The sequence below is a fragment of the Bacillota bacterium genome, assembly GCA_013178415.1.
GTDB lineage: Bacteria > Bacillota > SHA-98 > Ch115 > Ch115 > Ch115.
The window spans coordinates 1-25,211 of the sequence record JABLXA010000028.1 but is presented as its reverse complement, the minus strand read 5'-3'; the positions used below and the strand labels follow the sequence as shown (position 1 = coordinate 25,211).

At 51.3% G+C, this 25,211-nt stretch carries 24 protein-coding genes; 11 read left to right on the top strand and 13 right to left on the bottom strand.

Annotation, left to right across the window (positions count from 1 at the left end; genetic code table 11):
* Positions 1-229: 229 nt before the first annotated feature.
* From HPY52_15340 to HPY52_15295, 10 genes are all read right to left on the bottom strand, one after another.
* Positions 230-469 carry a hypothetical protein gene (locus HPY52_15340; GenBank protein NPV81611.1) on the bottom strand — a complete coding sequence of 80 codons (240 nt, stop codon included), beginning with the start codon at positions 467-469 and terminating at the stop codon, positions 230-232.
* A 58-nt stretch (positions 470-527) separates the two neighbouring features.
* On the bottom strand, positions 528-1,328 hold the full coding sequence (locus HPY52_15335; protein NPV81610.1) for an amidohydrolase family protein: 801 nt from the start codon (positions 1,326-1,328) through the stop codon (positions 528-530).
* A complete protein-coding gene (locus HPY52_15330; GenBank protein ID NPV81609.1) occupies positions 1,325-2,062 on the bottom strand; it encodes an amidohydrolase family protein in 738 nt (245 codons plus the stop codon). The genes HPY52_15335 and HPY52_15330 overlap by 4 nt, the downstream gene beginning before the upstream one ends.
* A 160-nt stretch (positions 2,063-2,222) precedes the next feature.
* On the bottom strand, positions 2,223-3,485 hold the full coding sequence (locus HPY52_15325; GenBank protein NPV81608.1) for a DegT/DnrJ/EryC1/StrS family aminotransferase: 1,263 nt from the start codon (positions 3,483-3,485) through the stop codon (positions 2,223-2,225).
* Positions 3,486-3,628: 143 nt separating this feature from the next.
* Positions 3,629-4,153, bottom strand: coding sequence for a substrate-binding domain-containing protein (locus HPY52_15320; protein ID NPV81607.1), 525 nt, complete (start codon positions 4,151-4,153; stop codon positions 3,629-3,631).
* 59 nt (positions 4,154-4,212) lie between these two features.
* A complete protein-coding gene (locus tag HPY52_15315) occupies positions 4,213-4,746 on the bottom strand; it encodes a permease (protein ID NPV81606.1) in 534 nt (177 codons plus the stop codon).
* Positions 4,743-5,222: a permease gene (locus HPY52_15310; protein ID NPV81605.1), complete on the bottom strand. Its 480-nt coding sequence runs from the start codon at positions 5,220-5,222 to the stop codon at positions 4,743-4,745. Before HPY52_15310 ends, HPY52_15315 begins: the two co-directional genes overlap by 4 nt.
* Positions 5,215-5,628 carry a PadR family transcriptional regulator gene (locus tag HPY52_15305; GenBank protein NPV81604.1) on the bottom strand — a complete coding sequence of 138 codons (414 nt, stop codon included), beginning with the start codon at positions 5,626-5,628 and terminating at the stop codon, positions 5,215-5,217. The genes HPY52_15310 and HPY52_15305 overlap by 8 nt, the downstream gene beginning before the upstream one ends.
* 290 nt (positions 5,629-5,918) lie before the next feature.
* Complete coding sequence (locus HPY52_15300) at positions 5,919-6,071, bottom strand: hypothetical protein (protein ID NPV81603.1); 153 nt, start codon at positions 6,069-6,071, stop codon at positions 5,919-5,921.
* 535 nt (positions 6,072-6,606) lie between these two features.
* Positions 6,607-7,071, bottom strand: a complete 465-nt coding sequence (locus HPY52_15295) for a hypothetical protein (GenBank protein NPV81602.1) — start codon at positions 7,069-7,071, stop codon at positions 6,607-6,609.
* A gap of 453 nt (positions 7,072-7,524) precedes the next feature.
* Here HPY52_15295 and HPY52_15290 point away from each other — a divergent pair, with 453 nt between their 5' ends.
* Both HPY52_15290 and HPY52_15285 read left to right on the top strand, forming a co-directional pair.
* A complete protein-coding gene (locus HPY52_15290) occupies positions 7,525-8,445 on the top strand; it encodes a transposase (protein NPV81601.1) in 921 nt (306 codons plus the stop codon).
* A gap of 865 nt (positions 8,446-9,310) precedes the next feature.
* Positions 9,311-10,651 carry a phenylacetate--CoA ligase family protein gene (locus HPY52_15285; protein ID NPV81600.1) on the top strand — a complete coding sequence of 447 codons (1,341 nt, stop codon included), beginning with the start codon at positions 9,311-9,313 and terminating at the stop codon, positions 10,649-10,651.
* Positions 10,652-10,811: 160 nt separating this feature from the next.
* Here HPY52_15285 and HPY52_15280 read toward each other — a convergent pair whose 3' ends face one another.
* Entirely contained in the window at positions 10,812-11,051 is a 240-nt protein-coding gene (locus HPY52_15280; GenBank protein ID NPV81599.1) for a hypothetical protein, read from the bottom strand.
* Positions 11,052-11,556: 505 nt separating this feature from the next.
* On the opposite strand from HPY52_15280, the gene HPY52_15275 reads away from it, so the two are divergent.
* Both HPY52_15275 and HPY52_15270 read left to right on the top strand, forming a co-directional pair.
* Entirely contained in the window at positions 11,557-12,024 is a 468-nt protein-coding gene (locus HPY52_15275; GenBank protein NPV81598.1) for a hypothetical protein, read from the top strand.
* 95 nt (positions 12,025-12,119) lie between these two features.
* Positions 12,120-18,038 (top strand): AAA family ATPase, encoded by a 5,919-nt coding sequence (locus HPY52_15270; protein NPV81597.1) that lies wholly within the window; start codon positions 12,120-12,122, stop codon positions 18,036-18,038.
* A gap of 10 nt (positions 18,039-18,048) precedes the next feature.
* Here HPY52_15270 and HPY52_15265 read toward each other — a convergent pair whose 3' ends face one another.
* Complete coding sequence (locus tag HPY52_15265; protein NPV81596.1) at positions 18,049-18,753, bottom strand: response regulator transcription factor; 705 nt, start codon at positions 18,751-18,753, stop codon at positions 18,049-18,051.
* Positions 18,754-19,139: 386 nt separating this feature from the next.
* On the opposite strand from HPY52_15265, the gene HPY52_15260 reads away from it, so the two are divergent.
* The 4 genes from HPY52_15260 (at position 19,140) to HPY52_15245 (ending at position 22,087) form a co-directional block, all read left to right on the top strand.
* The gene (locus tag HPY52_15260) at positions 19,140-20,186 is read left to right on the top strand and encodes a ParM/StbA family protein (GenBank protein NPV81595.1); all 1,047 of its coding nucleotides are present in this window, start codon (positions 19,140-19,142) and stop codon (positions 20,184-20,186) included.
* A complete protein-coding gene (locus tag HPY52_15255; protein ID NPV81594.1) occupies positions 20,186-20,773 on the top strand; it encodes a polymer-forming cytoskeletal protein in 588 nt (195 codons plus the stop codon). Before HPY52_15260 ends, HPY52_15255 begins: the two co-directional genes overlap by 1 nt.
* A gap of 125 nt (positions 20,774-20,898) precedes the next feature.
* Positions 20,899-21,762 (top strand): peptidoglycan DD-metalloendopeptidase family protein, encoded by an 864-nt coding sequence (locus HPY52_15250; GenBank protein NPV81593.1) that lies wholly within the window; start codon positions 20,899-20,901, stop codon positions 21,760-21,762.
* A 28-nt stretch (positions 21,763-21,790) separates the two neighbouring features.
* Entirely contained in the window at positions 21,791-22,087 is a 297-nt protein-coding gene (locus tag HPY52_15245; protein ID NPV81592.1) for a polymer-forming cytoskeletal protein, read from the top strand.
* A gap of 716 nt (positions 22,088-22,803) precedes the next feature.
* On the opposite strand, the gene HPY52_15240 is transcribed toward HPY52_15245, so the two are convergent.
* The gene (locus HPY52_15240; protein ID NPV81591.1) at positions 22,804-23,865 is read right to left on the bottom strand and encodes a hypothetical protein; all 1,062 of its coding nucleotides are present in this window, start codon (positions 23,863-23,865) and stop codon (positions 22,804-22,806) included.
* Between the two features lie 458 nt (positions 23,866-24,323).
* Here HPY52_15240 and HPY52_15235 point away from each other — a divergent pair, with 458 nt between their 5' ends.
* From HPY52_15235 to fliD, 3 genes are all read left to right on the top strand, one after another.
* A complete protein-coding gene (locus tag HPY52_15235; GenBank protein NPV81590.1) occupies positions 24,324-24,485 on the top strand; it encodes a hypothetical protein in 162 nt (53 codons plus the stop codon).
* On the top strand, positions 24,475-24,927 hold the full coding sequence (locus HPY52_15230; protein NPV81589.1) for a hypothetical protein: 453 nt from the start codon (positions 24,475-24,477) through the stop codon (positions 24,925-24,927). The genes HPY52_15235 and HPY52_15230 overlap by 11 nt, the downstream gene beginning before the upstream one ends.
* Positions 24,924-25,211 (top strand): flagellar filament capping protein FliD (fliD, locus tag HPY52_15225; protein NPV81588.1); only part of this gene is annotated, 288 nt, incomplete at its 3' end. The genes HPY52_15230 and fliD, both read left to right, overlap by 4 nt.

The following is a 25,211-nucleotide window of genomic DNA, read 5'->3' as shown; positions in this document are numbered from 1 at the left end:
ACCAACGCACGGCAAGTGGATGGCCAAAGAAGTAATTTTGCGACTCTTTCCATGCTATCTGTTTCCATCACAGACTCCCAGCTAGCTGCCGCATTCCATATAGTGGGGCCTTATATCATAAGTCCAGTCAGGAACGTACCTTCCGGCATCATCTGGGATGATACCTTGAGATCTCCCAAGAATGCTTGTCCTGAGCAATTCTTCATTAAACGCTGAAGGTCTCCGAACGCTAAATGTCTCCGAACGCCAGGGGACGGAACCAACCGTCCCCTTCCCAACCTGCACCTACATCCCAGCTCGCAGCGACGTGATCCCGGTCGTAGACCGGGAATACATCGCCAGGCAAGGCCAAGGCCCAGAAAGAGTATGCCAGGAATTCTAACCCGGGTCTCGTAGCCAGGAATTGCCCTGCTCCGCTACTACACGATCTAATATCCTTTATCGCATATGACCTGCGCGACTGTGCCACGCGAAGAAATCAGCAGCGACACATCTTCCCCGGATGATTGTCCGGCACCAACCAGGATCTACGTCAAGCCTAATATCCTTTCGGCATTGCGGTGAAGGATGTTGTGGCGATCCTCGTCGGTTATCCTGGAGAAAATCACACAACCGATGCCGTAATGAGGATCGAACCACGGGATGTCGGTGCCAAAGATCATCTTCTCCGAACCTGTCTCCTTCACCATGAACTCTATTACCCCTCCAATGGCGTACGCAGCGGTCAGTTCAAGATAGACATTTGGGAAATCCCGTGCGACGCTTGTAGCAACCTCCCACTCCCCGTAGCCAGAATGCCCCATGAGAAAGGTTACCCTAGGGTATCTCTCTGCCAGGCTCCTCAGGAGCGAAGGCCCACAATGGGGGCTAGTTCCCCACGTATGGGTGAGGATAACCAAACCTTTACTATTGGCATAATCGAGAGCAGGCTTGTATCTCTCCCCCGTAAGCGGATAATTATGAAACTCCGGGTGGAACTTGAACCCGACGAACCCGTTCAGGCTTTCAAATCTTTCAAGGTCACATTCTATCTTTTGAGGATAGTTTGGATTGATCGTCCAGTATCCACGAAAGCGCTCAGGATGGCTGGCGACCACCTCCGCCATCAGGGAATTACCCCTGTCCATATCCACAAGCGAAGCATGGGATGACGAGACTGTAAGCCTTACCCCACAGCGATCCATGGTCTGGATCATGCCCTCTGCCCATGGACTGGGGAAATATATCCCTTGGTATGGACCATAATGGCCGTGCATGTCAATCACAGGACATGACTCAGAATAGCCTTTTTCAGCAAACTCCCTCGCGATCAAAGACGGGTTTCTCATAGCCTAACCCCCCGGAGAAGCCTCTTTAGATTTTCAGATCCTATGGCCGCCTTATACTCATCGGGTATATCTGTCTGAAGCAAGGTGAGGATGGGCCCTCCCATGTTGAAATCCGGGAAACCCGTCCCGAAAAGCATTCGTTCAGGCCCGTATTTGTTGCAAAAAGCTTTAAGCCCCCAGTCAAGTTCATAACGCGAGGTGTCAAGATACAAATTAGGGTATTTCTCTATAAGAGGCCTGAAATAGCGGTCCTGCCCCCAGGGGTTCGAGCTTATCGCAATAAGCGTCAACCTTGGGAAATCCTCGAGTAGCCCGGTGATGAGGCTCCAATCCGCACCCACTATCAGGGGTATATTCTTCTGAACCATTACTTCAAACAATGGGCCGAATGTATTTGCATTCAGGAGATACTTATGTTGGGCCGGAAAAGCTCGTAGAACCATTACGCTATTCTCCTTCATCCTGGCGACAAACTTGTCAGGAGATTCCTGCTCTCCAGTCACAGATGGAAGTATCGCCCATACGGGATAAAGCCCCGGCCTTCCTTCTATCTCTTGAATAAGAACCTGATTCCCCACAAGAGGAGAATCATCCCTCTCCGATACGTGGTAAACCAAGGCCTGGCTCACACCGCAGAAGGACATTTCTTCCAATAGCTCATCTACCTTCTCTGGAAATCTCAAAGGAGGGACCGCAGGTACCCCGAACCAGCAGTTGCAGTCGAAAAATTCCATTTCCATGTCACCTTCACGCGAGTTTACCCGAAATTTCTTGACTAAGCAAAAGCCCAGGAATCGTTAGGCCTCTGCAACGGCCGATAGCCTTGCCCTCCATGCACGGCGGGCGCTCAGACTCTCGCGCTCTTGTTTAGCATGGGAAAGGATTCAGTTAGCCTCAGAGGAGGGCCCTCGTCACCTTGAGGATAGCCTCTATGATTTCATTGACGTCCTCGTCGGTCAGGAGGGGACTCACGTCCATGTGGACTGTACGCGTCAAGTAATCCAGGGTCTTAGGGCACATGTCCTCAGAGTATTCCACCCGGCCCTTATACAAGGGGCAGGTGAAGGGGCAACCTACATCGTTGTTCCCCCGCTTGTTCAAGATGTGTTTCCAGTGGATGTATATGTGCCAATCTGGTATATCCTTGCTCATCATCGTTCCTGCTGGAACGCCCTCGGCATGAAGCGCCTTCCCAATTTCCAGCGCCTTCTCCCTCGTCTCCAGGAAGAACATTATGCATATGCCTGTATCGCCCTCTTCATCAGGCACCCGGCGAAGCTGTATCCCGAGAATGCCTTTCAGAACATCCTTGATCCGCTTTTTATGTTTTCTCATGGTATCTATGAGCATCTGGCGCTTCCCCAGTTGCACGAGGGCAATGGCCCCTTCAAGCTCATTCATGCGGTAGTTGACTCCCGGCAGAACGGGATAGCCGGACCCCGAACTCCGCCAACTTGCGCCGGTATCATGATAGTTCTTGGCCCTCAGGATAAGCTCATCGTCATTAGTTACCACAACTCCCCCCTCACCGGAGGTGATGATCTTGTGGAACTGCAGGCTGAAACAACCGGCATCGCCAATTGCGCCCAACATCTTTCCTTTATAGCTGCCCCCATCTGCCTGCGCTGCATCTTCTATGACTTTAAGATTATGTCGTCTTGCTATACCCATAATCTCATCCATTTGCGACCCGATTCCCCGCATATGAACCGGCATTAACACCTTGGTATATGGGGTTATGTTTTGTTCAACTGAGGCGGGGTCCAGTGTAAGGGTATCATCCACTTCTGCGATCACTGGAATGGCATTGACAGCCACTACTGCTGCAGCGCTTGCCACAAAGGTATAGGCCGGCACGATCACTTCATCCCCCGGCCCCACACCCGCGCCAACAAGCGCCGTTATGAGGGCTGCAGTGCCGGAGGAAACCCCCAGGGCATATTTGCTTCCAGTAATCTCGGCAAACTTCTTCTCAAACTCCTCAACCTTGGAAGGTGCAGGCTTCGGCCCGTAGTAGCGGAAAAGACGTCTGTTCCGCAAGACCTCCAGGACCGCAGCCTCCTCCCTCTCGTCGATAGCCATGCCGCCGGGAAACATGGGCGGGTTGGGTTTCGTCCTCACTGGTTGGCCTCCATGAATAGCAAGTTTCTCATTCATACTGAATGTCCCCTCCTTAACGCTAAATCCTTCCCCCGCTAGAGTTTTCTCCTCAGATAGCGCCCTTTTAAAATACACGAGACTTTAGAAACCGGTTTCTAATCGAGTAAAAATAAATTTCTCACCCCGCCTTCTGCCGGACGCTAATGGCGTTCGGGTGGACAACACGATTCACGGATCACCAGGTGATTGGGGATAACCTCCAACATCGTCCCCTTATCTTCCATATGCCCCTTTCCTCTAATCCGCTCAAATAACAGTTGAACCGCTGTGCGGCCCATCCTGGACCTGTCAATCCTCACCGTTGTCAAGGGAGGGCTCACAATCGAAGAAACATAAACATCATCCATGCCTATGACCGACAACATCCTCGGGACCCAGATGCCCTTACGCTCGGCAATCCGGATTACATCCATGGCCACCTCATCGCAGGCTGCAAAAATGGCAGTAGGCCTCGGGGTCAACTCTAGGACCCTCACAATGCCATCCCTTTCTTTGAATACGTCCGGCACAATATATTCGGGCAGCACCTCAAGGCCTGCCTGCGTCATGGCGTATTCATATCCCCGAAACACTTCATCTCCAAAGGTATATTCAGAGGAAATTCCGATAAACCCTATGCGGAGGGCCATACTCAAACGGCCCGCCGGGCGCGGCGCAGGCGACATATGGTTTGGGCCCCCTTTATTGCGATATCTGGTTGAGACCCTCTGCCATAGGCTATCCTCTATTCACTTAGCATCGGTTTCGCACTCTGTGACCTGTAGGAATGGCCGACTACCCTTTCCACGATCCACCCGATGATCGGTGCGGTAACGAACGTCAACGCCAGACGGAGGAGAGCAAAGGGGAAACCCAGGAACTTCGCTTCCATGGCCACTAGAGGTATCTCTCCGCCCGCCTTTACAGTAAGGAATACGACGATATTGAACACGCTCGCGCCCTTCTTCAGAAGCGCGGCGGCGAGGGGAAACGCTGCATAGAGCGGGCCGACCGTTGCACAGCCGAGCAGCATCGAGATGGCCACACCCTTGATGCCCGACCTCTGACCCACGCTTCTCTCTACGATTGCCCTCGGCACCCAGACATCCAGGAGCCCTACGAACAAGAACACTGGAGGCAAGATCAAGAGCATTTCTTTCAGGAACTTGCCGGCCGTGCTGGCCGATTCTGCGGCCTTTGAGGGCGAAAGGTACCACAGCACCAGGTTGGCGAGGACAACGAGAACCACCAATCTATACTCTGTCACGACTTTTCTCATCCCAGCACTGCCCCCATTACAAATGCGATAATCAGGGCGAAAACGAAGCTCAGTCCGTTTCTCCACAGGGTCATCTTCCTGCCCAACTGTTGGATCTCAGCAGGTGCGGTAACAATTCCTACCATAGTCAGGGTGGTGATGAAAGCAGCCACGGTCATCACGGAAGCACCTTCTCGATAGAGGGATCCGGCCAAGGGAAAAGCGATGAGCCCGGGAATCAAGGTGACGGCCCCGAACACTGCCGCCCCGATCGTCCCCGCGATACCTGCCTGTTTTCCGAGATATCCGGAGATCCATTCGGGAGGGATCAAGGTAAGAAGGAGTCCAATGATTCCGATTATGCCGATCATAGCCGGAACGATCTTGGCAAAGGATTTGGCCGTGATCCGCAAGGCTTTTCGTGTCTTATCTTTGCTCGCTTTCCACGAAAGGAGTACTGCGATGATGGATATAGAATAGAGGACCACGCTATACATCGCTGCCGCCTCCTTTTCCCTCTTCCCGGCATAGAGTCTCATACAAATCAAGGAACTTGCTCAGCCGGGACCGGTTTGCTCTAATCACACGTGCCCAATCGTGCAGGAGAGCTTCGCCTTCCTCGGTTAGTTCGTACACCCTTTTCGGGGGGCCTTGCGTTCCCTCTTCCCACGATGAGGTGACTACCTGCTTGTCCTCGAGTTGGCGGAGGGTCCGGTAGAGAGTCGCCATGTCCGCGGAACTCCCTTCAAATCCCAGCTCCCGGAGCTTTTCCATTAGTTCATACCCGTGCGATCGCTGTCCCCGGAGCAAGAGGAGCAGGCAAGGTTCCATGAAGCGCTCCATTCGTGCGTGAGTGCGAGGTGGGCATGGCCCGCATGGGCCTTCGTTTACATAATTGGCCATAACACAGCCTCCATTTGACCATATATATACGCAATGTATATAGTATCCATGAATATAGTATCATAGCTAATAGCCATGGTCAAGAGGCGTCTAACTCATCTTCTACAGCAAATCGAGGTTTTGAGGTAGTGGCTGACCTGGAAGTATAGGAATGACGCCACTGTGTTTCAGGAATTCGGGAGCCTGTACCATGGGTATTCCCCTATGAGACTTAAGTTTGAGCAGGTGAACATCGCCAGATAGGATGAAGTCGAGATCTGGGACTGCATCTGCGCATTCCAGGACTATTCTCATCCTTCCCGCTTTCTTTCCTGGCGATAGGCCTTGATTTCAAGGGAAACATCATCAGGACCGATCTCCCCGGGAAGGTCTTTTGTTGCATTGTGAATCCTGTCAAGAAGCAGGGAAAAATCATTTGTTCTAGGCCTCTCGGGTTTTTTCATGATCAATGTATCTCCCTTCCTTAGAACAACGAAGTTGTCATTGGGCGACAGGCCAAACTTCACACGAAAGTCACTAGTATCTTGGCCAGGTGTTCCAGGATGAAAGGATCGTAACTGATCTACGTGGAGGACACCTTAGCTAGTTTATATGAGCCCTAGCTCATCCCTCCCCTGAAGTCTAGGCACGACTTTGACGTTGCCTTGTCAAAAAGGACTATCCTGGCTGCGCTGCATCTGCCGAACGCGGCGCTACAGTGGGTCGCCGGAGGAGCACTTGTCTTTCTTGGCCTTGTGCTCTAAGTCCCATTCCTGCGCAGCCCATTCCGTTCCGCCACCTTGCATTTCGTCGACCTACTGGCCGCATTGATCGCGGGAATAGCAGGTATCTTATGGTTCGAAGCGCTGAAACTGATCAACACGCGCCGGGAGAGGCTGCCATCGTGACTAAAAATCGTGCCCGGACGGAGTTTGCCGGCCGGGCGCTAACTTTCAGTCACGATGCTTTTATGCCGGTAGGAATCCTTTTTGGCCTACCTTACTGCCTAAAGCCAACAATGTAGCAGAAATAGTAATACTCACTTGGGCTGTGGGCTGGCTCCAGAGATTCGAAACTGGTATCGATACGGAATGCGCCGTCCGCTTTAGGAGAAACATCCACTTCAGGTACGTCATCATTGAGAGTATCAGCTGCAAGAAGATTGTTATCGCTATCTAAGATATGTATATCCAGGTCGGCAATGCCGTTTCCACCGATACCGATAATCTTGTATAGATTCCCGGCGTATAGATTATATGGGACAGAATATACCTCGCCCAATTTCACTGAATCAAACTCAATATGCTCTATGGTATAACCACCCTTGATCATTGCATCCATCACATTGATGGCACGTTCCAGTATTCCCGCAAGTTCCTGCTCCGGGGTACTGGCAAGCGCCGGTAAAGCTGTCGCTACCGTAATACAGACAGCAAGACAAATAGCGATTCTGAGCGTTTTCATTCAAATGATCCTCCTTTTATTAGCCGTATGGTGCTATTGTATCGTATCCCGGGAATTCAAAGCTGACTATACAAACCGGCAAATGCATATCACCCCTTTCCGAGGAGAACATGAGAAGCCCATAATTTAATGGTATGAGCCTCCGGCTACTGCCGGAAGGAGGCTAGCACTTCCTCACGGGAGTGGCCTGCATCCACTCCCGCCCCGCTAACCCCATGGATTTATGCCGCGTATTATCATTATAGCAGTTTCAAATCAAGCCCTTCTAAACAAGCTTAAACTCCTATTATCAATTCGCTTAACTCCTCATAACTTCGCAAGGTTTCGCTAACTGCTTGTTGCTGAATCCTGTCCGATTCGATGCCGGTAAAATTCGCACATCATGCTAAATGACTGATAAGTCCTCCTTATCAAGGGCAGGATACCCAATAAGGGTATCGATAAGGAGAGCTGATGCAAGTTATGAAGAAGGCGAAGGTATTCCCTGAGGTTGAACGAGTGACCTACCGTCTGGAGAATGACACATGTCTCCATTGCGGCGGACCAATAGAGTGCTGCCATGCTGTCTGGAGAAAGCACATAATCACCTTGGCCGGCGTCCTATTTGTATCGAATCTCGGCTTCAGATGCACCAATCCTGATTGTCCCCACCCTGGCGTTGTCTGGCGATCTGCAATCGCGGACGCCATGGCTCTGAAGGGATTCTCCTACGGGTTGGATGTTGTGGTTCATGTAGGTGTACTGCAATTGACCCACCACTATACTCGGGAGCAGATACACAGGGGGATGATTGAGCGAGGGATAGATGTCTCAGAACGTGAGATCCAGTATCTGTATGAGGCCTATATGAGGCTGCTTAAATACACTAACCCTCAAAAGATCGCTGGTCTCGCGCCGGAGATTGAGAAAAATGGGGGTATGCTCATATCCATAGATGGAGTGCAATCCGAGAGGGGAAATGAGACTCTATGGGTGGTCAGGGAAGCGCTCACAAATTGCGCCCTATGCGCGGAAGTCCTTATGAGCAGTGATGCTGGCAGCATAAAGCGGTTACTCAAACCCGTGGTGGAATCAGGTTATCCCATACTGGGAGTCATAAGCGATGCTCAATCGTCCATTCGCGCTGCAGTAAGTGAGCTTTTACCAGGTGTTCCCCATCAATATTGTCAATTCCACTACTTGAAGGACATAGCAGCTCCTGCCGTGGCTGAGGACGGAAAGCTTAAGACCTCAATCAAGAATCACCTCGATGAAGGTAGGTCAATACATGCTCAGCATCAGGAATTACACCGCCGATGCCGCCCGCCAGAACTGCCAGGCCGTAACCCCAGGATCCAAGAAGTGAATCGATACCCAAGACCGGTACAACGCTAAGCAAGCCAGGAATGAGGCCTTGGGGATCATGGTGGGGAGTCATATCGGCCAATGCATGACTCACGCATCCACCAAGGAAAGCCAAGACCGGATCCACAAGCACGAGCCCAATCGTCGCACCAATGACAAAATGAGTAATCACATACAATTCTATTTGCCCTCCTTGCCCCCCTTTTCTGGGGCGCTACCTTTGTCGCGGGGGCAAATTCCTCATCATATCCTATGCACCCGGTCTAATGTGGGTTCCTATTGCATAACGCCAAGGACATATTGATGCCCAGAAGCGATTGGCCGGCGGTTCTGATGAAATGCCGGGGGTTCATAAGGTTCTCGATGAGCATCCGGACCCCGCATCTGATCCTTCCCTCGCAATTCGGGCCGCGTATGAACAGAGATTCCCCTGATTTGTCTCCCTCGCCCCTTCCCGGGCGAGAAATCATGTCCACTAATTGGCAAGAAGATAAGATGCCGTTTTGGAAGGCTTCATGGGGGATGTGCATTGTTCTCTTCAGGCCAAAGGTAAGGAAGCATTCACCGTGGGTAGCATCCCTCCAACAGGTGGTCAAGCATCATCGCCCAGAGGGGGTGGGGCATGGAACGCAACTTCCGAACGCAGCCCTCGATGGGCAATCCCTGCCGAGCATATACCGGAGTCTGGGGTTAGTGGCATGGAATCGGGTTTTCAGTTCATTGGGCGTGAGTCTGCAAAAATCAACCAAAGAAGGTTACATGTCAGGAGTTGAGAGGATATAATAGTTCTGGTACCCTAGATTTGATCTTCCCCCATGCTAACACTCTGGTACTCGGCAAAATCACGTTTTTCATGAGGAGCGTTCACACAATGTCCGGGCATAAGCTCGTATCTATAATGAATCTGATCCACGAGGGTTACCGCTTGTTGCAGCACAACCGGTGGCCTAGAGAAAGAATCCTGAGGTTCAGCGAAGAAAGGTTCAGCCAGGTTGTGAAATTCGCATTCTCGGAAAGGCCGTTTTACAGGGATCTTTACCGTGCTTGGGGTATCCGGGAGGCTGATCTGCCGCATTTGACTCCCCAGGATCTTCCGATCATTACCAAGGATGACGTTCGCGGTAACTTTGAAAGAATAGCGCCGCACCCAGTGATTCCCTCGCATAAATGGGCTTTTGATGCCGGAGATCCGGCTTCCAAAAGCATCGATGGCTACATCCTGGTCCACAGCTCAGGGAGCACAGGCAAGCCCTGTAATTTCCTTTATGACGAACGCGCCATGACGGCTGTCGAAGCAAACATGATTCGCATAAGCATGCTCGGGAAGAATTCTATCACTCTCAGGGATTTCCCTATCCGCGTTCTCTATGTAGCGTCTGTAGGAAGCGGCTATGCGAGCACTGCTCTAGCCTTAAGCGGAATCGAGAAATACGGGGCCAGGAGCGTCATCCTGAACGTGCAGGACCCCTGGGAAACGTGGGTGGACAGGATCCAGAGATTCAACCCGAATTATCTCGGAGGATATCCGTCGTGCATAAAGCTAATCGCCGATCTGCAGAAAGAAGGCAAAATCTGTATTCATCCCAAGAAGATCATCACAGGAGGAGAACCCCTCTCGGAAGAAACATCCTGGTATCTCCAGAAGACATTTGGCGCCGATATAATAGACTATTATGCTTGCACAGAGTCCCTAGTTATCGGGATCGGAATGAACTCACAGAAAGGTCTGTACCTTTTCGATGATATGAACTATTGTGAGGTCGACGAGCACAACAGACTCATCATTACGCCTCTATACAATCGCGCTTTCCCACTTATCCGCTATCGACTTGATGACATGGTCGAAGGATTCAACCGCCAAGGAACAGGGGCCTTGCCTTACACATACATAGATAGGATACTGGGACGCGACGAAGAGATTATGTGGTTCCGGAACGGAGAGTGGAAATGGGATTTCCTGCATCCTCTCTTCCTTGATGACTTGGATGTCCCAGGGATAAAGCAGTACCAGTTCGTACAAACGGGAGAGACATCGCTGGTCATTAGGGTGGTCGGGGAACCGGAGATTCCTGAACAGGAGTTGCGGCTCAAGATAAGCGATCAGATGAACTCCTTCCTCGCCAGAAAGAACCTCGGCAACATCCGATATTCGGTTGAATTCTGCGAATCTCTCAAAGCTGATCCATTGACAGGCAAAACCAAACTGGTCGAGAAAACGGCCAAGATTTCGCCTTGATATTCGAGAGATCCCGGTAGGGTACGGCCTCAGATTATATTGTGAGCATTTGGGAAATACAATACCTGTCTGAAAGTGGATCCTTGGCCTTCCGCCGCTTTCTTGTCTGCAAAACGCGGTTTGAAAGTAGACTTAGGAACTATTTGTATCAAGCACTACTTTAAGCTTTCGTCTCATAGCGCTTAGCTCTAACTTCTTCGACTTCCCGGGTTATTTCCTCAAGTGACATGGGATTTGACTGATTCTCTTTCCTTATGCTGGTGATCAGGTTGGCGAGTGTTGAACGAAGTTCTTTTTCAAGTTCAGAGTATATGCGTATTTTCTCTTCAAAGCTCATCTGGCTGAGGATTGAAAGTATTGCGTTGGCGTCGAGGTTAGTTAGCAAAACTACTTCTGACATAGAGCTTCACCTCTTCTATCTTAGATTATATTGTGAGTATTTTGGAAACACAATACCCGTTTAGAATCGGGTCTAGAGAGGATGTCTTTCGGATAACGTCATATCATAAGCTCCCGCATGATATGAACCCGGCGACGCTTGGGCGAACTCTACTGTTATACCCGATCTTTACTCAACAGCATTCTTTCTGCCGGTACTAGAGCGAGGACCGTGACCAATAATATACAGAGCCCATGGAGCGCCTATGGTTTATAGTTCTTGCCATGCGATCCCCGATGCCAGCGGCATAGAATTAATCGCGGGATCAATAGAAAGAGGGCAGCGGACCACCCATTTTGGGTAGCCCGGCGGTGTAGGTGCCCCACCGCCCGTGAAGCAGCGCAGTAGTTGATTTTGCCGCAGTATAGAAAATGGTGGGTCTGAGAGGAGTCGAACCTCTGGCACGAGGTTTAGGAATTCGTTCAGTTTTACACGACGGAGAGGGGTGAAAATAGATAAAAAGGTATTGGTACAGACGGATAGAGGGTTTATAGCATACAGACCAATTCCTTTTGAGCATCTTGTCGGCTTAACTGTTTACCCAATAATGGGAGCCATTTACCCTCATGCAGTTGTCATCCAGGGTGCTGCGGGACCGCACAGATCATTTCTCAATGTTTATCATATCGGCGAAGATGGTAGATTTTCAAGACTCTTTCAATGCAGCGGTGATGGTCGAGCCTCTCCCTTCGGTCCATTAACAGGTGATGGGCAAGTCTTACAGAGCCTGGGAATGATAGATGCATTCGACGAATATGCGGCCGACTTTTCCGGCATGGCACCCCGAGGCAAATGGGGCAGCCAAAAACAGGCATATATGGATCTCAAGGACCGGTGGGATGATGAGTTTCGCCGTGTCAATGTCCAGGTGAAAGTGAAGGCTAAACTGAGAAAGTCGGGCCTCATAATAAGGAGTGCGAGGATCGAGAGGTAAAGAAGTAGCCGGTGGCGCTTGCATGTTCCTGGTAATGGTGCTATAAAGAAAGTAAGATTGTAATTTGTTCCATCATAGACGAGGAGCTTGAGACGTTGGATGGCGATGTGAGCTCTGGGGAAACATATTCGGACGACGGTAATCATCTCTCAGAAACGGGCGCTTCAAAGTCCGTGCCATTCCGGCAGTATCTACAGCAGCAAGAGATGTCACCGGAGATGTTTCTGCGCCTTGCTGTGCAATTAGCGGAGCTTCTTTCCCGGTTGCACCAGAAAGGCGTCATCCTGGGCAACCTGAACCCCGATATCTTGACAATCAACCAGCAAGATGACGCGGTTCGTCTTGCAGATTCTAACCGAGTAACGAGACCAGATACTGATCCCCCAACCCTATTCTATCTTGCGCCTGAACGGACCGGCCGTCTGAACCGGCCCGTGGACCTGCGATCAGATCTGTTTTCCCTGGGCGTGATTTTCTATGAAATGCTGATGGGCCGGCTGCCCGTTGAGGGTAAGAATAGATTGGAATGGTTCCATAATTTGATGGCCGGGGATATTAGACCTCCTCACCAGCTAGACAGGCGAATCCCGGAGATTCTTTCCGACATCGTAATGAAATGCCTGGCCAGGGATCCGGACGACCGGTATCAGAGTGCTGAAGGCATGAGACGGGATTTGCTCCAATGCCTCAAGGAATGGAAAAGACAGAAAAGCATCACTCCCTTTAGGATCGGACAGTATGACATTCCTGCCACATTTCATCTTACAACCGGGTTTTACGGAAGAGAACGCGAACTGCGACTCTTGCAGGCGGCCCTGGAAAGGGTTGGCCGCGGCCCGGCTGAAATCGTTCTTGTTGCAGGTCAAGCTGGGGTGGGCAAGACAAGGCTGATCCAGCAATTCAGCAAGCAGATGCAAAAGAAGCAGGGATTTTTCATCAGCGCGAAGTTCCAGTCTCTCAAGAGTAGGGCTCCCTATGGTCCTATAATCGAGGCCTTCGGGCAGTTGTTTCAATGGCTTATGACCCGGAGCCGCGAAGAAATAACGGCCTGGAAAAACCAAATCCTCACAAAGCTGGGGGCCAATGTTTCCCTGGTTGCAGCACTAATGCCGTATGTCGGGCGCTTGGTGGGCGAGCAGCCAGAAGCGGAGGCCGGTTCAAGCGTGGAAGCCAGGGAACGCCTTTTCTATGCCTTTTCCCAGTTGCTCCAGTCGTTCGCCAGGGAAGGTGCGCCTTTAGTGCTTTTCCTCGACGACTTGCACTGGGCCGACCCCGGGTCTCTGGAGATTCTGAAATCGATCTTTCTGGAACATGAAATCCGCCATCTGTTGCTGATAGGCACTTACCGGGAGGAAGAGCTGTCGTCAGATCATATTTTGAGGGAAGCTATCAAGGCTATGGAACGGGGTGCGAACCGCCTCAGCACGATCGGGCTGTCCCCCCTTGACATTCGCGAAGTAGAGAAGCTCATTGCAGCCAGTCTTTACTGCAGTGAAGAAGAAGCAAGGCCGCTCGCCGGATTTGTCTATCAGAAGACCGGGGGCAACCCGTTTTTTGTAAGAGGATTACTCCAGGCGATGTATGAAGAAGGGCTGATTCTGCCCGGGCATGATGGTGGATGGCATTGGGATCTCCGTCAAATGGAGCAAGCCGAAATCGCCGGTGACATAGTAAGCTTCCTTACGGGCAAAATCACACTGCTGCCCGACGACAGCAAGAAACTCCTGCGATTTGCCGCCTGCATCGGGGATACATTTGATGTACAGTTGCTGACAGAAGTCGCTGGCCAGTCTGATACCGCCATCGAGGAGCATTTGAATGATTGCGTCAGGGAAGGGCTGATCCAGAGGGTAGATGGGCAGATTTACAGTTTTGTCCATGACCGCGTGCACCAGGCGATATATCTCTTGATTCCAGATGAAGAAAAGAAGATTATCCATTATCGCCTGGGCTGCTTGATGATCAAGAGACTGGAGGAGGGCACCGAAACAAGGCAAGAGTCAGATTCGATGGCCTTCCTTACGGCAGTTAATCACTTGAACCTGGGAATAGAATTGTTGATCGAGAATAATGAGAGAGTCCGCGGTGCAGAACTGAATCTCCTGGCAGGGAAAAGGGCCAAGCAGGCTTCGGCTTTCGACTCTGCCCTGAGATACCTGGAGATAGGATCGGGGTTGCTGGAAGAAAAGTGCTGGGAAACCCACTATCCTTTGACTTTTCAATTGCACCTTGAGCGCCTCGAGTGCCAGTATCTGTGCGGTTATTATGACAAAGCAGAGGAACTGTACCGGGAGCTTTTGAGAAAAGCCCGGAGTAAATTAGACAGGACGCAACTGCATTTGATCGCCATTTTATTCGCTACCAAGAACGACTTTGATACCAGAGCCATCGATGTGGGGTTACAGGGGCTGCGGGAATTGGGGCATGACCTACCGGCAAAACCCTCTACGCTTTACATTGTCCGGGAGTTGATCAAGGTCAGGAGGCTGATAAAAAAGGTAGGAATTGACCGGATAGAGGAATTGCCTCCAGCACGCGGTGAGGAAATTCAGGCGGTTTTGAATTTGCTGGTCGCTATTTCTCCATGCGCCTATAATAACAACGAGGACCTGTTGATGGCCACCAGCCTGAAAACATGCGAGCTTTCTTTGCGGTACGGTCATTTCGCCAATTCCGGCTCCGGCTATATGGCCTTGGCCATGGTCAGTATCATACGCTTGAAAGACTTTCAAACCGGCGTCCCGCTGGGGAGAATTGCCCTCGCCCTGGCGGAGCGGCACGGAACCCCGTCTGAGAAATGCATCGTCAACTTTTTGTATGGAGCCTTCGTCCTACACTGGCTGGAACACGCCAGACAAGGTGAATCATATCTGAAGAAGGTAATAGAGGACTGCCTGGTTCTCCGCGATTTTACCTACGCCGGATATGCTATGACCTTCTTGCTCATTTCAAAGCACTTCCAGGGCGTTCCGCTACAAGAACTGGCGGATCAGATCAAGGAGAGTTTTCAGTTTGCATCAAAAGTGAAAGACCCATACTTTTCCTGTTTTTTGACTATATACCGGCAGTTGGCCCTCGACCTGCAGGGATTGACTCACCGACCGGACACTTTCAGTGACGATGCTTTCAATGAAGAGGAGTTTATCCGGGGAGATACGGGTTACCAGATCAGAGAAAAGGAACTCTTTGACTATTATCTTTGCAAGAGCCAGGTTTATTACCTTTTGGGCAGTTATGATCGAGCGCTGCCCCTGCTGAAAGAGGCCGAACGTTTGACAAAGCTGTACTTCGGCGAAGTCTATCTCGCCGATCACGCTTTCTATTATTGCCTGACTGTCACAGCAATGTATCACACCTTCTCGGTCAGGGAAAAAACGGCGTTTTGGCCATTACTGTTGAAAAAACACCGTCAAATGAAGCAATGGGCCCGGCACTGCCCGGCCAATTTCGAGCACAAACACCTGTTGATTGCGGCGGAAATGGCCCGCATACGCCGGCAGAATGAAAAGGCCGCCCTGCTCTATGATAAGGCCGTCCAGTCGGCCAGGACTCAGGGTTTTATCCAGAATGCGGCCATTGCCAGCGAGTGCGCGGCCAGGTTTTACTTTTCCAGGGGATTAACCGACCTGGCCCAGAAATATATACGAGATGCCTACGAGGGTTATCGCACCTGGGGCGCACGGATAAAAACGGAGCAGCTTCGATCCCAGTACCCCTGGCTGGCGAGAGAAGAAGAGGGCAGGGGAGCGGCCCCCGGTTCGGGAGCGCCGCCCGCCCTGACAGGTCGCGACCTGTCACAAATGGTGGACATGGAAGCCATTTTCCGGGCCGCCCAGATCCTGTCCGGGGAAATCATCCTGGAAGACCTATTGAAAAAGATGATGGAAGCGGTTATGCAAGATGCCGGTGCCAGCCGGGCGGCCCTGCTCCTCTCGAAAGGCGAGCACTTGTATCTAGAAGCCCAAGTAGAAACTGGAATGGATGAAATGAATATCGAAGTCCTTCAATCCATCCCCCTGGAAGAATATGACCTCTTACCGCGCTCGGTGGTCAATTACGTGGCCAGGACCAGCGAAACCGTGGTTCTCGACAACGCAGCCGAAACGGGTATGTTTGTGGATGATCCTTATGTGGCCAGCAGGCTCACGGCTTCAGTTCTTTGCCTGCCGATTGTTGGAAAGGGTAAAACGGTCGGCGTGCTCTACCTGGAAAACAGCCTGTCTGCAGGCGTCTTCACACCGGAGCGGGTGGAAGTATTGAGGCTGCTGTCTTCCCAGATGGCCATTTCTATTGAAAACGCCCGTTTGTATGCGGACCTGGAACAATCCCGCGACCGGTTGTCCAGGTGGAACCAGATGCTGGAACAGACAGTAGCCGAAAGAACCAGGGAACTGCAACAAATCAATGAGCAGCTCACGAGGGCGAGGGATGCCGCTGATGCGGCCAACCGCGCCAAAAGCGACTTCCTGGCGATCATGAGCCATGAAATACGAACCCCCATGCATGGCGTCATCGGCATGACAGAACTCCTGCTTCAGACACTCCTCGATCAAGAGCAGCGAGAATACGCATCCGTCATCCGAGAGTCCTCCGAACTCCTGTTGACGGTCATCAATGATATTCTCGACTTCAGCAAGATTGAAGAAGGCAAGTTCAAATTGGAGTCCATAGACTTCAACCTCCCGGAGGTAGGAAAGAACGTCCTGGCCACCGTGGCGCCCAAAGCACGCAGCAAGGGGATTGCTCTACGATCTTATCTCGCGCCTGAAATCCCCACCTTACTCCGCGGGGATCCGATGCGCCTGAGCCAGGTGCTCCTAAACTTGATGAGCAATGCCGTCAAGTTTACCGGACAGGGCGAAGTAACGCTCCGGGCTTTCCTGGAAAGGGAGGAACCCGATCATGTGACAGTTCGTTTTGAGGTGCAGGACACCGGCATAGGCATACCCTCACAGGCTCGGCGATTTTTATTCCAACCCTTCTACCAGGTCGATCTTGCGACGACCCGCAAGCACGGTGGCACCGGCCTCGGCCTTGCCATCTGCAAGCGCCTGGTGGAACTGATGCACGGGCAGATTGGCTTCGACAGTGTAGCAGGGCGGGGATCCACCTTCTGGTTCACTATTCCATTCCAGCGGGGTAGTGCGGGGGCTGAGCCTGCCGGCAGGAATATTACCGCTGGCGAGCCCCCAATGTGCCTGCAGGGAAAAGACAAGTCTGGCACCGTCCTGGTAGTGGAGGACAATGCCATCAGCCAGAAATTGATTGTCTCCCAATTGAAGAAGCTGGGCTTTTCCGCCGAAATCGCCCACAATGGCGCGGAGGCTGTGGAGGCTTATTCCCGGACTTCTTATACCCTTGTCTTCATGGATTGCCAGATGCCCGTGATGGACGGTTACGAAGCGGCCAGGGCAATCCGCAGCCAGGAGGCTGCCAGGGGGCGAAGAGCCCCAATAATTGCGATGACAGCCGGCGTCATGTCAGGGGAAGAGGAGAAGTGTTTGAGCGCCGGGATGGATGATTTCCTGAGCAAGCCAATCAGGCTGGGAGACCTGCAAAAGGTACTTGCGCGCTGGTTGCCTGATTCTGATGTGACGGTGGAGGAAAGTGCGCGGAGCATCAAAGAGGCGGGAAACCGGGTGGTGGATTCCTTCATGTCAAGATTTGTTGACTCCGTCAGGCGCGATGAATTCAGGGAAATGATAGGGGAGGATGAGAGTTTTCTCATTGACCTGATAGAGACCTTTTTGAAAGATATACCTGTAAAGCTAGATGCACTGCGAAAGGCTTTCGATCAGAAGGATGCTGCGACTCTGCGTGTGCTGGCTCACGGGATGAAGTCGAGCGGCTATTTGCTCGGTATTACTAGTTTTGCAGACTCATGCCATGAATTGGAAGAGATAGCCCTGGCTGGCGGGCTGGATGTGGCGGGAAAACTCATAGTGGCGATCGAGGCGAATTACAGTCGGCTTGAGGAGGAGATGCTGGCTTTTCTGAAGGAAGTCAGGAAATGACCAGGCTGGCCTATTGATGGTGGAATTTATACCCTACGCCCCTTACGGTGATGATATAACGCGGTTTAGAGTGATCCGCCTCTATCTTCTTGCGAAGCCTGTTAACGTGAACCATTACCGTCCGGTAGTCAGCGTTGTATTTGAATTGCCATATCGATTCTAGTATCTGGTTATAAGAAAAGACCCGGTTGGGGTTTTGCGCCAGCAAAGTAAGAAGTTCAAACTCTTTATTGGTGAGGGCGACCGGGGAGCTGTCCACCAAGACCGAGCGGCTGGACAGGTCTATTTCTAGACCTGGATAGGTGAGTATTTTCTCTTGCTCCGGGCATTGATAGACCGTGTTTTGCATGAGGCACCGGCGCAGGTTCGCCTTTACCCGGGCAATCAGTTCTTTTGGGTTGAAAGGTTTAACTATATAGTCATCCCCGCCGACGCCCAGGCCCAGTATAATATCTGAAGAATCTCTCTTGGATGTCAGAAATATGATCGGGACATTATTCTTCTTGCGTATTTCTCGACAAACTTCGATGCCGTCAACGTCAGGCAAAAGTATGTCCAGGATGATCAGTTCCGGCTTATGGGCACGGACCAGCTCAAAGACGCTGCCACCGTCCCCGGCGGTGATCACCTGAAAACCCTCCCGCACCAGGTGATGTTCAATCACCCTCCTTACTATAGCCTCATCGTCAATCACCAGGATTTTCTCTCCAGCCATAAGCATTCCCTGCCCGGTTGCACTTTTGTGGTTATATTCTCCCCGGGAGAGACATTTCCTCTCTTCCGAAGTTATAAAAAGTTGAGAGAAACGTTAACGAGAGTTTAAGTTTGTTTGAGAGGGGTTAATTTGATGCTGCTATAATCAGTGTCAGTGGATATAAACCAGCGGGGTGGGGCGGGAGCAGGCCGTGGCGGGGGGAGAGCCTCGTCTGCGGCTTCCTCTTCCGCCTGGCGGCGGAAGTTGACGCCGCTATTTCGGCTTTTCTATGAAAGCGGTCCTTGACACAAGAGATCGCTTCGAAGTCCCTCGTGTGTCAGGAAGAGACAACTCGCCGGTCTGACTATGCAGGCCTGCAAGTCTCATTGAAAGCGGGAGGTTAAAGGATGACAAAACTAATCGGTCTGGATGTCGGTTATGGTTTTGTAAAAGCTACCGATGGGGAATCCGGTTATTCTTTTCCCAGTGTAGTAGGTGAAGGCCACACTAAACCAACATTTAGTACAAGAAGTAACCATACACTCGACGATTTGAAGATCGGACTGGGGCAAAAGCTATATTTCGTCGGCAAGGCCGCTATAAGGCACTCGAAATTCGTCTACCGCGACCTTTCCTACGCGCGCGCTTTGGGAGAGGATTTTGAGATTCTTTTTTACAGCGCCTTAAGTCTATTCTGCTGCAATCGTACTAATGAGTTCAGGGTAGTCACGGGCCTCCCGGTGGAAAGGATACATTTGGCCGAAGATCTCCAGACACGGGTTAGAGGCGAAAGGACTATCAAGATTCTGCAGGGAAGGGAAATTCAGGATACCAGGGTATATGTTTCCGAAGTAGAAATAGTGCCCCAGCCGCTGGGTACTTACTGGTCTGAATTTCTCAGCCCGGATGGAGGAAAGTCAGCGTTTCCCATGCAGGGCCTGACAGGGATCATTGACATCGGCTTCCGCACGACCGATCTGGCCGCAATAGAAGATGGTGAATACATACCGGAGAAAAGTAAATCGCTATCGGTGGGTCTGGCTACAGCATATAGTGATGTCGGCTCGAATCTGGCCATGGAATATGGACTGGAAAAGGAGCATTACGCTCTTGACAGTGTCATCATTGAGCGTAAAATCAATATTTCTGGACAGACACTTGACATTGCAGATATTGTCGCCAGTGCATTCGAGAAGCTGGCTATGAACATCCTGGTGGAGATCAATTCCCAGTGGAAGTGTCCCGATTTCGACAATTTGATACTTACTGGCGGAGGCGGACAGGCCATTGGTTCTTACCTGTTGCCACATCTGCCGCAGGCAAAACTGGCCGCCGATCCCATTACCGCCAACTGCCGTGGATACCTGGCCTGGGGCAACTGGTTATGGCGGTCTCCGGGTGCCGGCGAAGAGGTTCAAACTCAGACCGAACAAGATCTTAAGGTGATCTCTTGATGAGGTTAACGGATTTGGTGACCAATTTCTTTGGTGCTGGAACCTCGTGCGAGAATCCCGGTTTAATCGAAATCAACGGTGTCGTTAACGGCATGATTTGTAAGGGAAATGGCGTGATAATCAATCCTTCTGGCCGTTTTTGCGGGAAAATCGAGGCCAGGATCCTTGAGATTGCCGGCGTAGTGCACGGCGATGTGGAAGTCGATACCCTGGTAATTCATTCCTCTGGACAGCTGTATTATGGCAAATTAAGCTGCAAGCACCTGTCCGCCAAAGATGGAAGCATACTAGTTGATAGTGGCGAGAGTGAAAGCGAGAAAATGAATGATACGGCGGAAGGGGAGAGTACAGGCGACACCTCTCCAACCGGCGATATCGGGGATATTTCTGATGAGAACCTTTATGAGAATCCGGCCAACTCTAGCCGTGAACTATTGGATGATGCTCTTGACGCTGGAAGGCAGCACAGCCGGGACGACGATGTTCAAGAGATACTACCGTCTCCGGCCGGGGCACGTGCCCTGGAGGTAGATAGACAAGAGCCACTTCCCAACTACAAACAACCACACTTCTATAGTAGTTACTAGCAATGACCCAGGGACCAGAACAGTGACTGCATTCTGGTGGCTTAGGTGATGATTGGATGAGGAAGACTAGGCCCAAACATGGGGCACCCTGGACGGTGCTCATTGTCCCTAGTTGTCACAGAAGAGTGACCAATTTGAGAGTTCCCGGCTGGTTTTTCAAAATGGCGGCGGGGGCTACGATTGCCATACTGGCTGCGAGTACATATTTGCTCGTTTCCAACCTGCGACTGCGTTCCGAGGCCGAATACTGTGAGGAACTTGAGGTTGCCAATAGGCGGCAACAGCAGGAGATCCTGCGGCTCAAACAAGAAGCGAAGATTATTCGAGATAAAATGCAGGTCGTGGAGGAGCTGGACAAGCAACTGCGAAAACTATTAGGCCTTCCACCCATGAAAAGCACCAATTCTCTGGAAGAGGAAGCGGGTTCGATGGGGGGTGGCATCCCATCCATTGACATTCCCGGCGCAATCGAAACAGACGAGTCGGGAATGCAGGGAGCGACTGTGCCGGGCTTTGACGAGTTGAATTCATTGCTGGAACGGCAAGCCGCCAGTCTGGCGGAATTGAAGACAGACGTTATTGCTCGACGTCAATATCTGGCAGCCCTTCCTACCAGATGGCCGGCACGGGGTATCATCACTTCCAGGTTCGGTTACCGTCAATCTCCTTTTGGTGGTGGAAGAGAGTTTCACGACGGGTTGGACATTGCCGCCGGTACAGGCGCCCCGATCTTTGCGGCAGGCAACGGCCGGGTCACATTTGCCAGCTGGCTTGCCGGCTATGGTCGTACCGTGATCATCGACCACGGATACGGTTACCGGACCCAGTATTCCCATACTTCTTCGATCCTGGTTAGGCGAGGGCAGAAGGTCAAGAAAGGGGACCTCATTGCCAGAGTAGGTTCCACCGGCAGGAGCACAGGCCCTCACCTGCATTTCATGATTTCGGTGAAGGGGAAGCTGGTTGATCCGCTTGGAATATTACCATAGAGTTCTGCAGAGGAGGAGACCCGAAGGTATGCCTGGCAAGAAAGAAGCAGCAACTGCGGCCGATAGAATCGATGCCTTGATTGCCCCGGGGACACACTTCCGCGGCGAAATAGTATCTCGTGGCACCCTGCGGATTGATGGCTGGGTAGAGGGAAAGATCTCTACCGAGGGAGACATCATAATCGGCGAGAGCGGGTTGGTGTCAGCTCAGATTCGAGCCAGGAATATCATCGTTGCCGGTAAGGTAAAAGGAAACCTCATACCTTCTGGCCGCGTCGAGATAGCTACTACAGCCAGCCTGGAGGGAGATATTCTGGCAGGCTAATCTAACTTGCAGCCCTGCCTACCCGAATCCATGAGCATCCTTCATTGCCGCAAAGACGGTTTCCGGTCATACCCTATGTTTACCAGTGCTTATTCGTATTGGACCAGGTTCATCGATAACCACTATGATATGTACCATGAATATTCCGATTATGTTTTGAGAAGGTTTCAATGGCGCACAGGGACATAGGTGACGTATGGTAAAGGCCTCGAAGGTTATATCAAAAGTCCAGGCCTCGGTCAAGAATGGTCGACAGATTCATGATTCTTATGTATAATGCTCCGGTAGCATGTGCATAAGATGGTCTACAGTCAGCAGGATACTAATATGTATAACACGAGCTACCGATGCCGGCACTTCGTGACCAGTCTTGGATCCATTCGCGAACCGGCTTTATTGCGGGAGGAGACGAATTGATGAACAGGCAAGCATCTGACATCACAGCAGGCTTCGGCCTCCTATAAAGAGGACGGAGAACACTCGTTCCCTGGTAAGGGCCATTTAAAGCCAGAGGATGAAGAACTTCGTAGATATGAGTTCCCCGGACTAAACCAGCCAGTTAGAACACTGGCCAAGCCGACCGGGGAACAGATGAGAATCCTTTCGACACGTCAGACTCGGGTTGAAAACGGCTTCTACCCTAACTTTCATCTTAGTAGAAGCCGCTATATGCATTTCGCTGCAATTCGCATCAGAACCTAGAGATCTCTCTGCCCTCAATCTTCGTCTTCTTCATCTCCATTTTTATGCCCGGCCCTTTCGTTGTTATGTCTCTCATTTTTTTCGCCCTTATTTCCCTCGCTTTTGTCTTGACCGGCGCCCGTGTTCTTCTTGCCGCTATCCTTATCTCTCTTGTGTTCCTTCTCGATCTTTTGGTCGTCTTTGTCATCCTTGTTTTTGTCGTCTTTGTCGTTCTTGTTTTGGTCATCTTTGTCGTCATTAATGGTCTCTTGGTTCTGGGCATTATCATCATTATTGTTATCTTCATCGAGAGTCTGGTCACTAGAGCCTTCTTCTGTGTTTTCGTCATTTAACTCTGTGCCAGTACCCTCCTGACTCTTTTCCCGGGCTTTTTGCAGCTCGTTTACCATCTCGCGAAGCTGCTCCTTGATTTCGCTCCTCTGCATAACCGTCCTCATGTCCCTTGCGCCCCTGGGGTCTATACCGAGGGCCTGAAAAACATCCTGCCAGTTACGGCTTTCCTGGCGCAGCGCGAGGGCCTTCTCAAATGTGCCTGCATTACCCGTGATTGCTGCGGCCGAAAGCGCCATGAGGACGTCCTGTTTTTTGATTCCTGACTCCGTAAGAGCGGCAACCCCAGAATTTTCAAGACCGAAATTGGAAGCAAGCAAGTCTGAGATAGCGGCGTTTTCTAGAGCATCCTTATCAGCACGCCCGTGCTTTGCATTTCCAATGACCTCGCTTACTGCATGGCCAAGGGCCATTGGCTCCACGCCAAGTTCCTTTGCTATCTCCCCCCAGCCGAGTCCCGAATCGGCCATGGTTATTACTTCGTCCAGGGTTTTGCCTGAAGAAGATGCAAGGCTTGCGGCGATCGTGATCTCGCCCCACCCGATGTCTCTTGATCGAAGCCCTTGAATGACCTCAGTCGAGAGATTTAGCTCCGGAAAGGCGGTTATTATATTTGAGGTGAAGACAGCATCATATGTACCGGTTTCAGTATCAGATGGTTGAAGCGCAAAACACGTACCGGCAATGCCCAGCATTAAAACCAGCGAACACGCTGCTGCTAAAACTACAACCTGATTTGTTTTCAAGTCTAACCCCTCCTTAAAGCGCCTGCGGCATATTTGCCTGTTATTATATTAATTCGGCATGATACGGCAATCCTTTATACGAATTTATTCGGGAAACCAGGCCAGACACTATACCTGATTTTCCTGGCCTGCTGATGCAGAGTGGGGCTCCGGCGTAGTGGTTAGACCCTGCTCTATCGCTGAAGCCCCCTCATCAATCCGGACGTAAGATTCTCCCTCGTGCCGCAGACCGAGGATATGGCGGCTGCTATTCGGGAGGGGTCCGGTGGCGGGAAGATTTTCAGGATAGACCCAAAGTGGGGCTAAAGATCCTCCCCCTTTTGCCGATATGTATCTAATAGTAAGAATTCGTAAAGAGACTCGACCTGTAAGCCCTGCGTCGCTTATGGCTCCAGGGTGGCCTCATTCGGGTAGGTTTGCTGCGGAGCTTATACAGCATCCTTTATGGCTTTAACGGGATGATCAGATTGGTAGTCCCTATAAATCTAAATTCCTTTGGGTCGGCTATGCCCAGCATCGAGGAATATATCTCCAAATACATGGAGATTCAGCGAAAACCCATAGTGGATCTTAATAAGATAAAGGATAGCCTCCAGGACCCGGGAGGCAATGTTCCGTGATCTCAATTCTTCGCTTCTTGCACTCAAGAATTCCGCCGAAGCTCTCCTGATATCGGCGACTGATCCTGTTTATTACAAGCTGACCGCTATATCATCCAGAACCGATATCCTCACTGCGGAAGTCTCGGGGACTCCGGCGAAGGCAGTTTACAGTATCTTTGTGTCGCGGCTTGCAAGCCAGGATGTTGTGGTCTCAAATCAGCTTGTAAGTAGCGATACTTCGCTTTGGACCACCACCAGTACGAAGACCTTTACCATCACTGTCGGAGGGGTCTCAAGAGATGTCTCTGTTTCTGTGACTTCGGGCCAGACTAATGAGCAGGTGCTCGCGGCGATGGCGAAGGCTATAAATGCTGCCGGAGTAGGGGCTAGAGTAGCTGTCGTAAGCCAGACGGCTGGCAGGAGCCGGCTTGTGATAACCAGTACTGCGATCGGTCTATAGCAGATGAGGCTAAGCTTGATGACTACCTTGCCAATAACCTTCAGGCGGTAGCTGACCTTCTTGGCTCTACGTCGGGAGTAGCCCAGAAAGTGAAGAATCTGGTGTCGCCGTATGTGGAGGATCTGGTCGGAATCATTGCCCGTGATCAGAAGTCGATAAACGGCAGGATTAAGGAGATCGACCGGCGCATTCAAGGTATAGAGGAGAGGCTTACCCATCAGGAACAGGCTCTCCGGGCGCAGCTTTCGACCATATTGCACCTCATGGCAGAACTCAACGCCCAA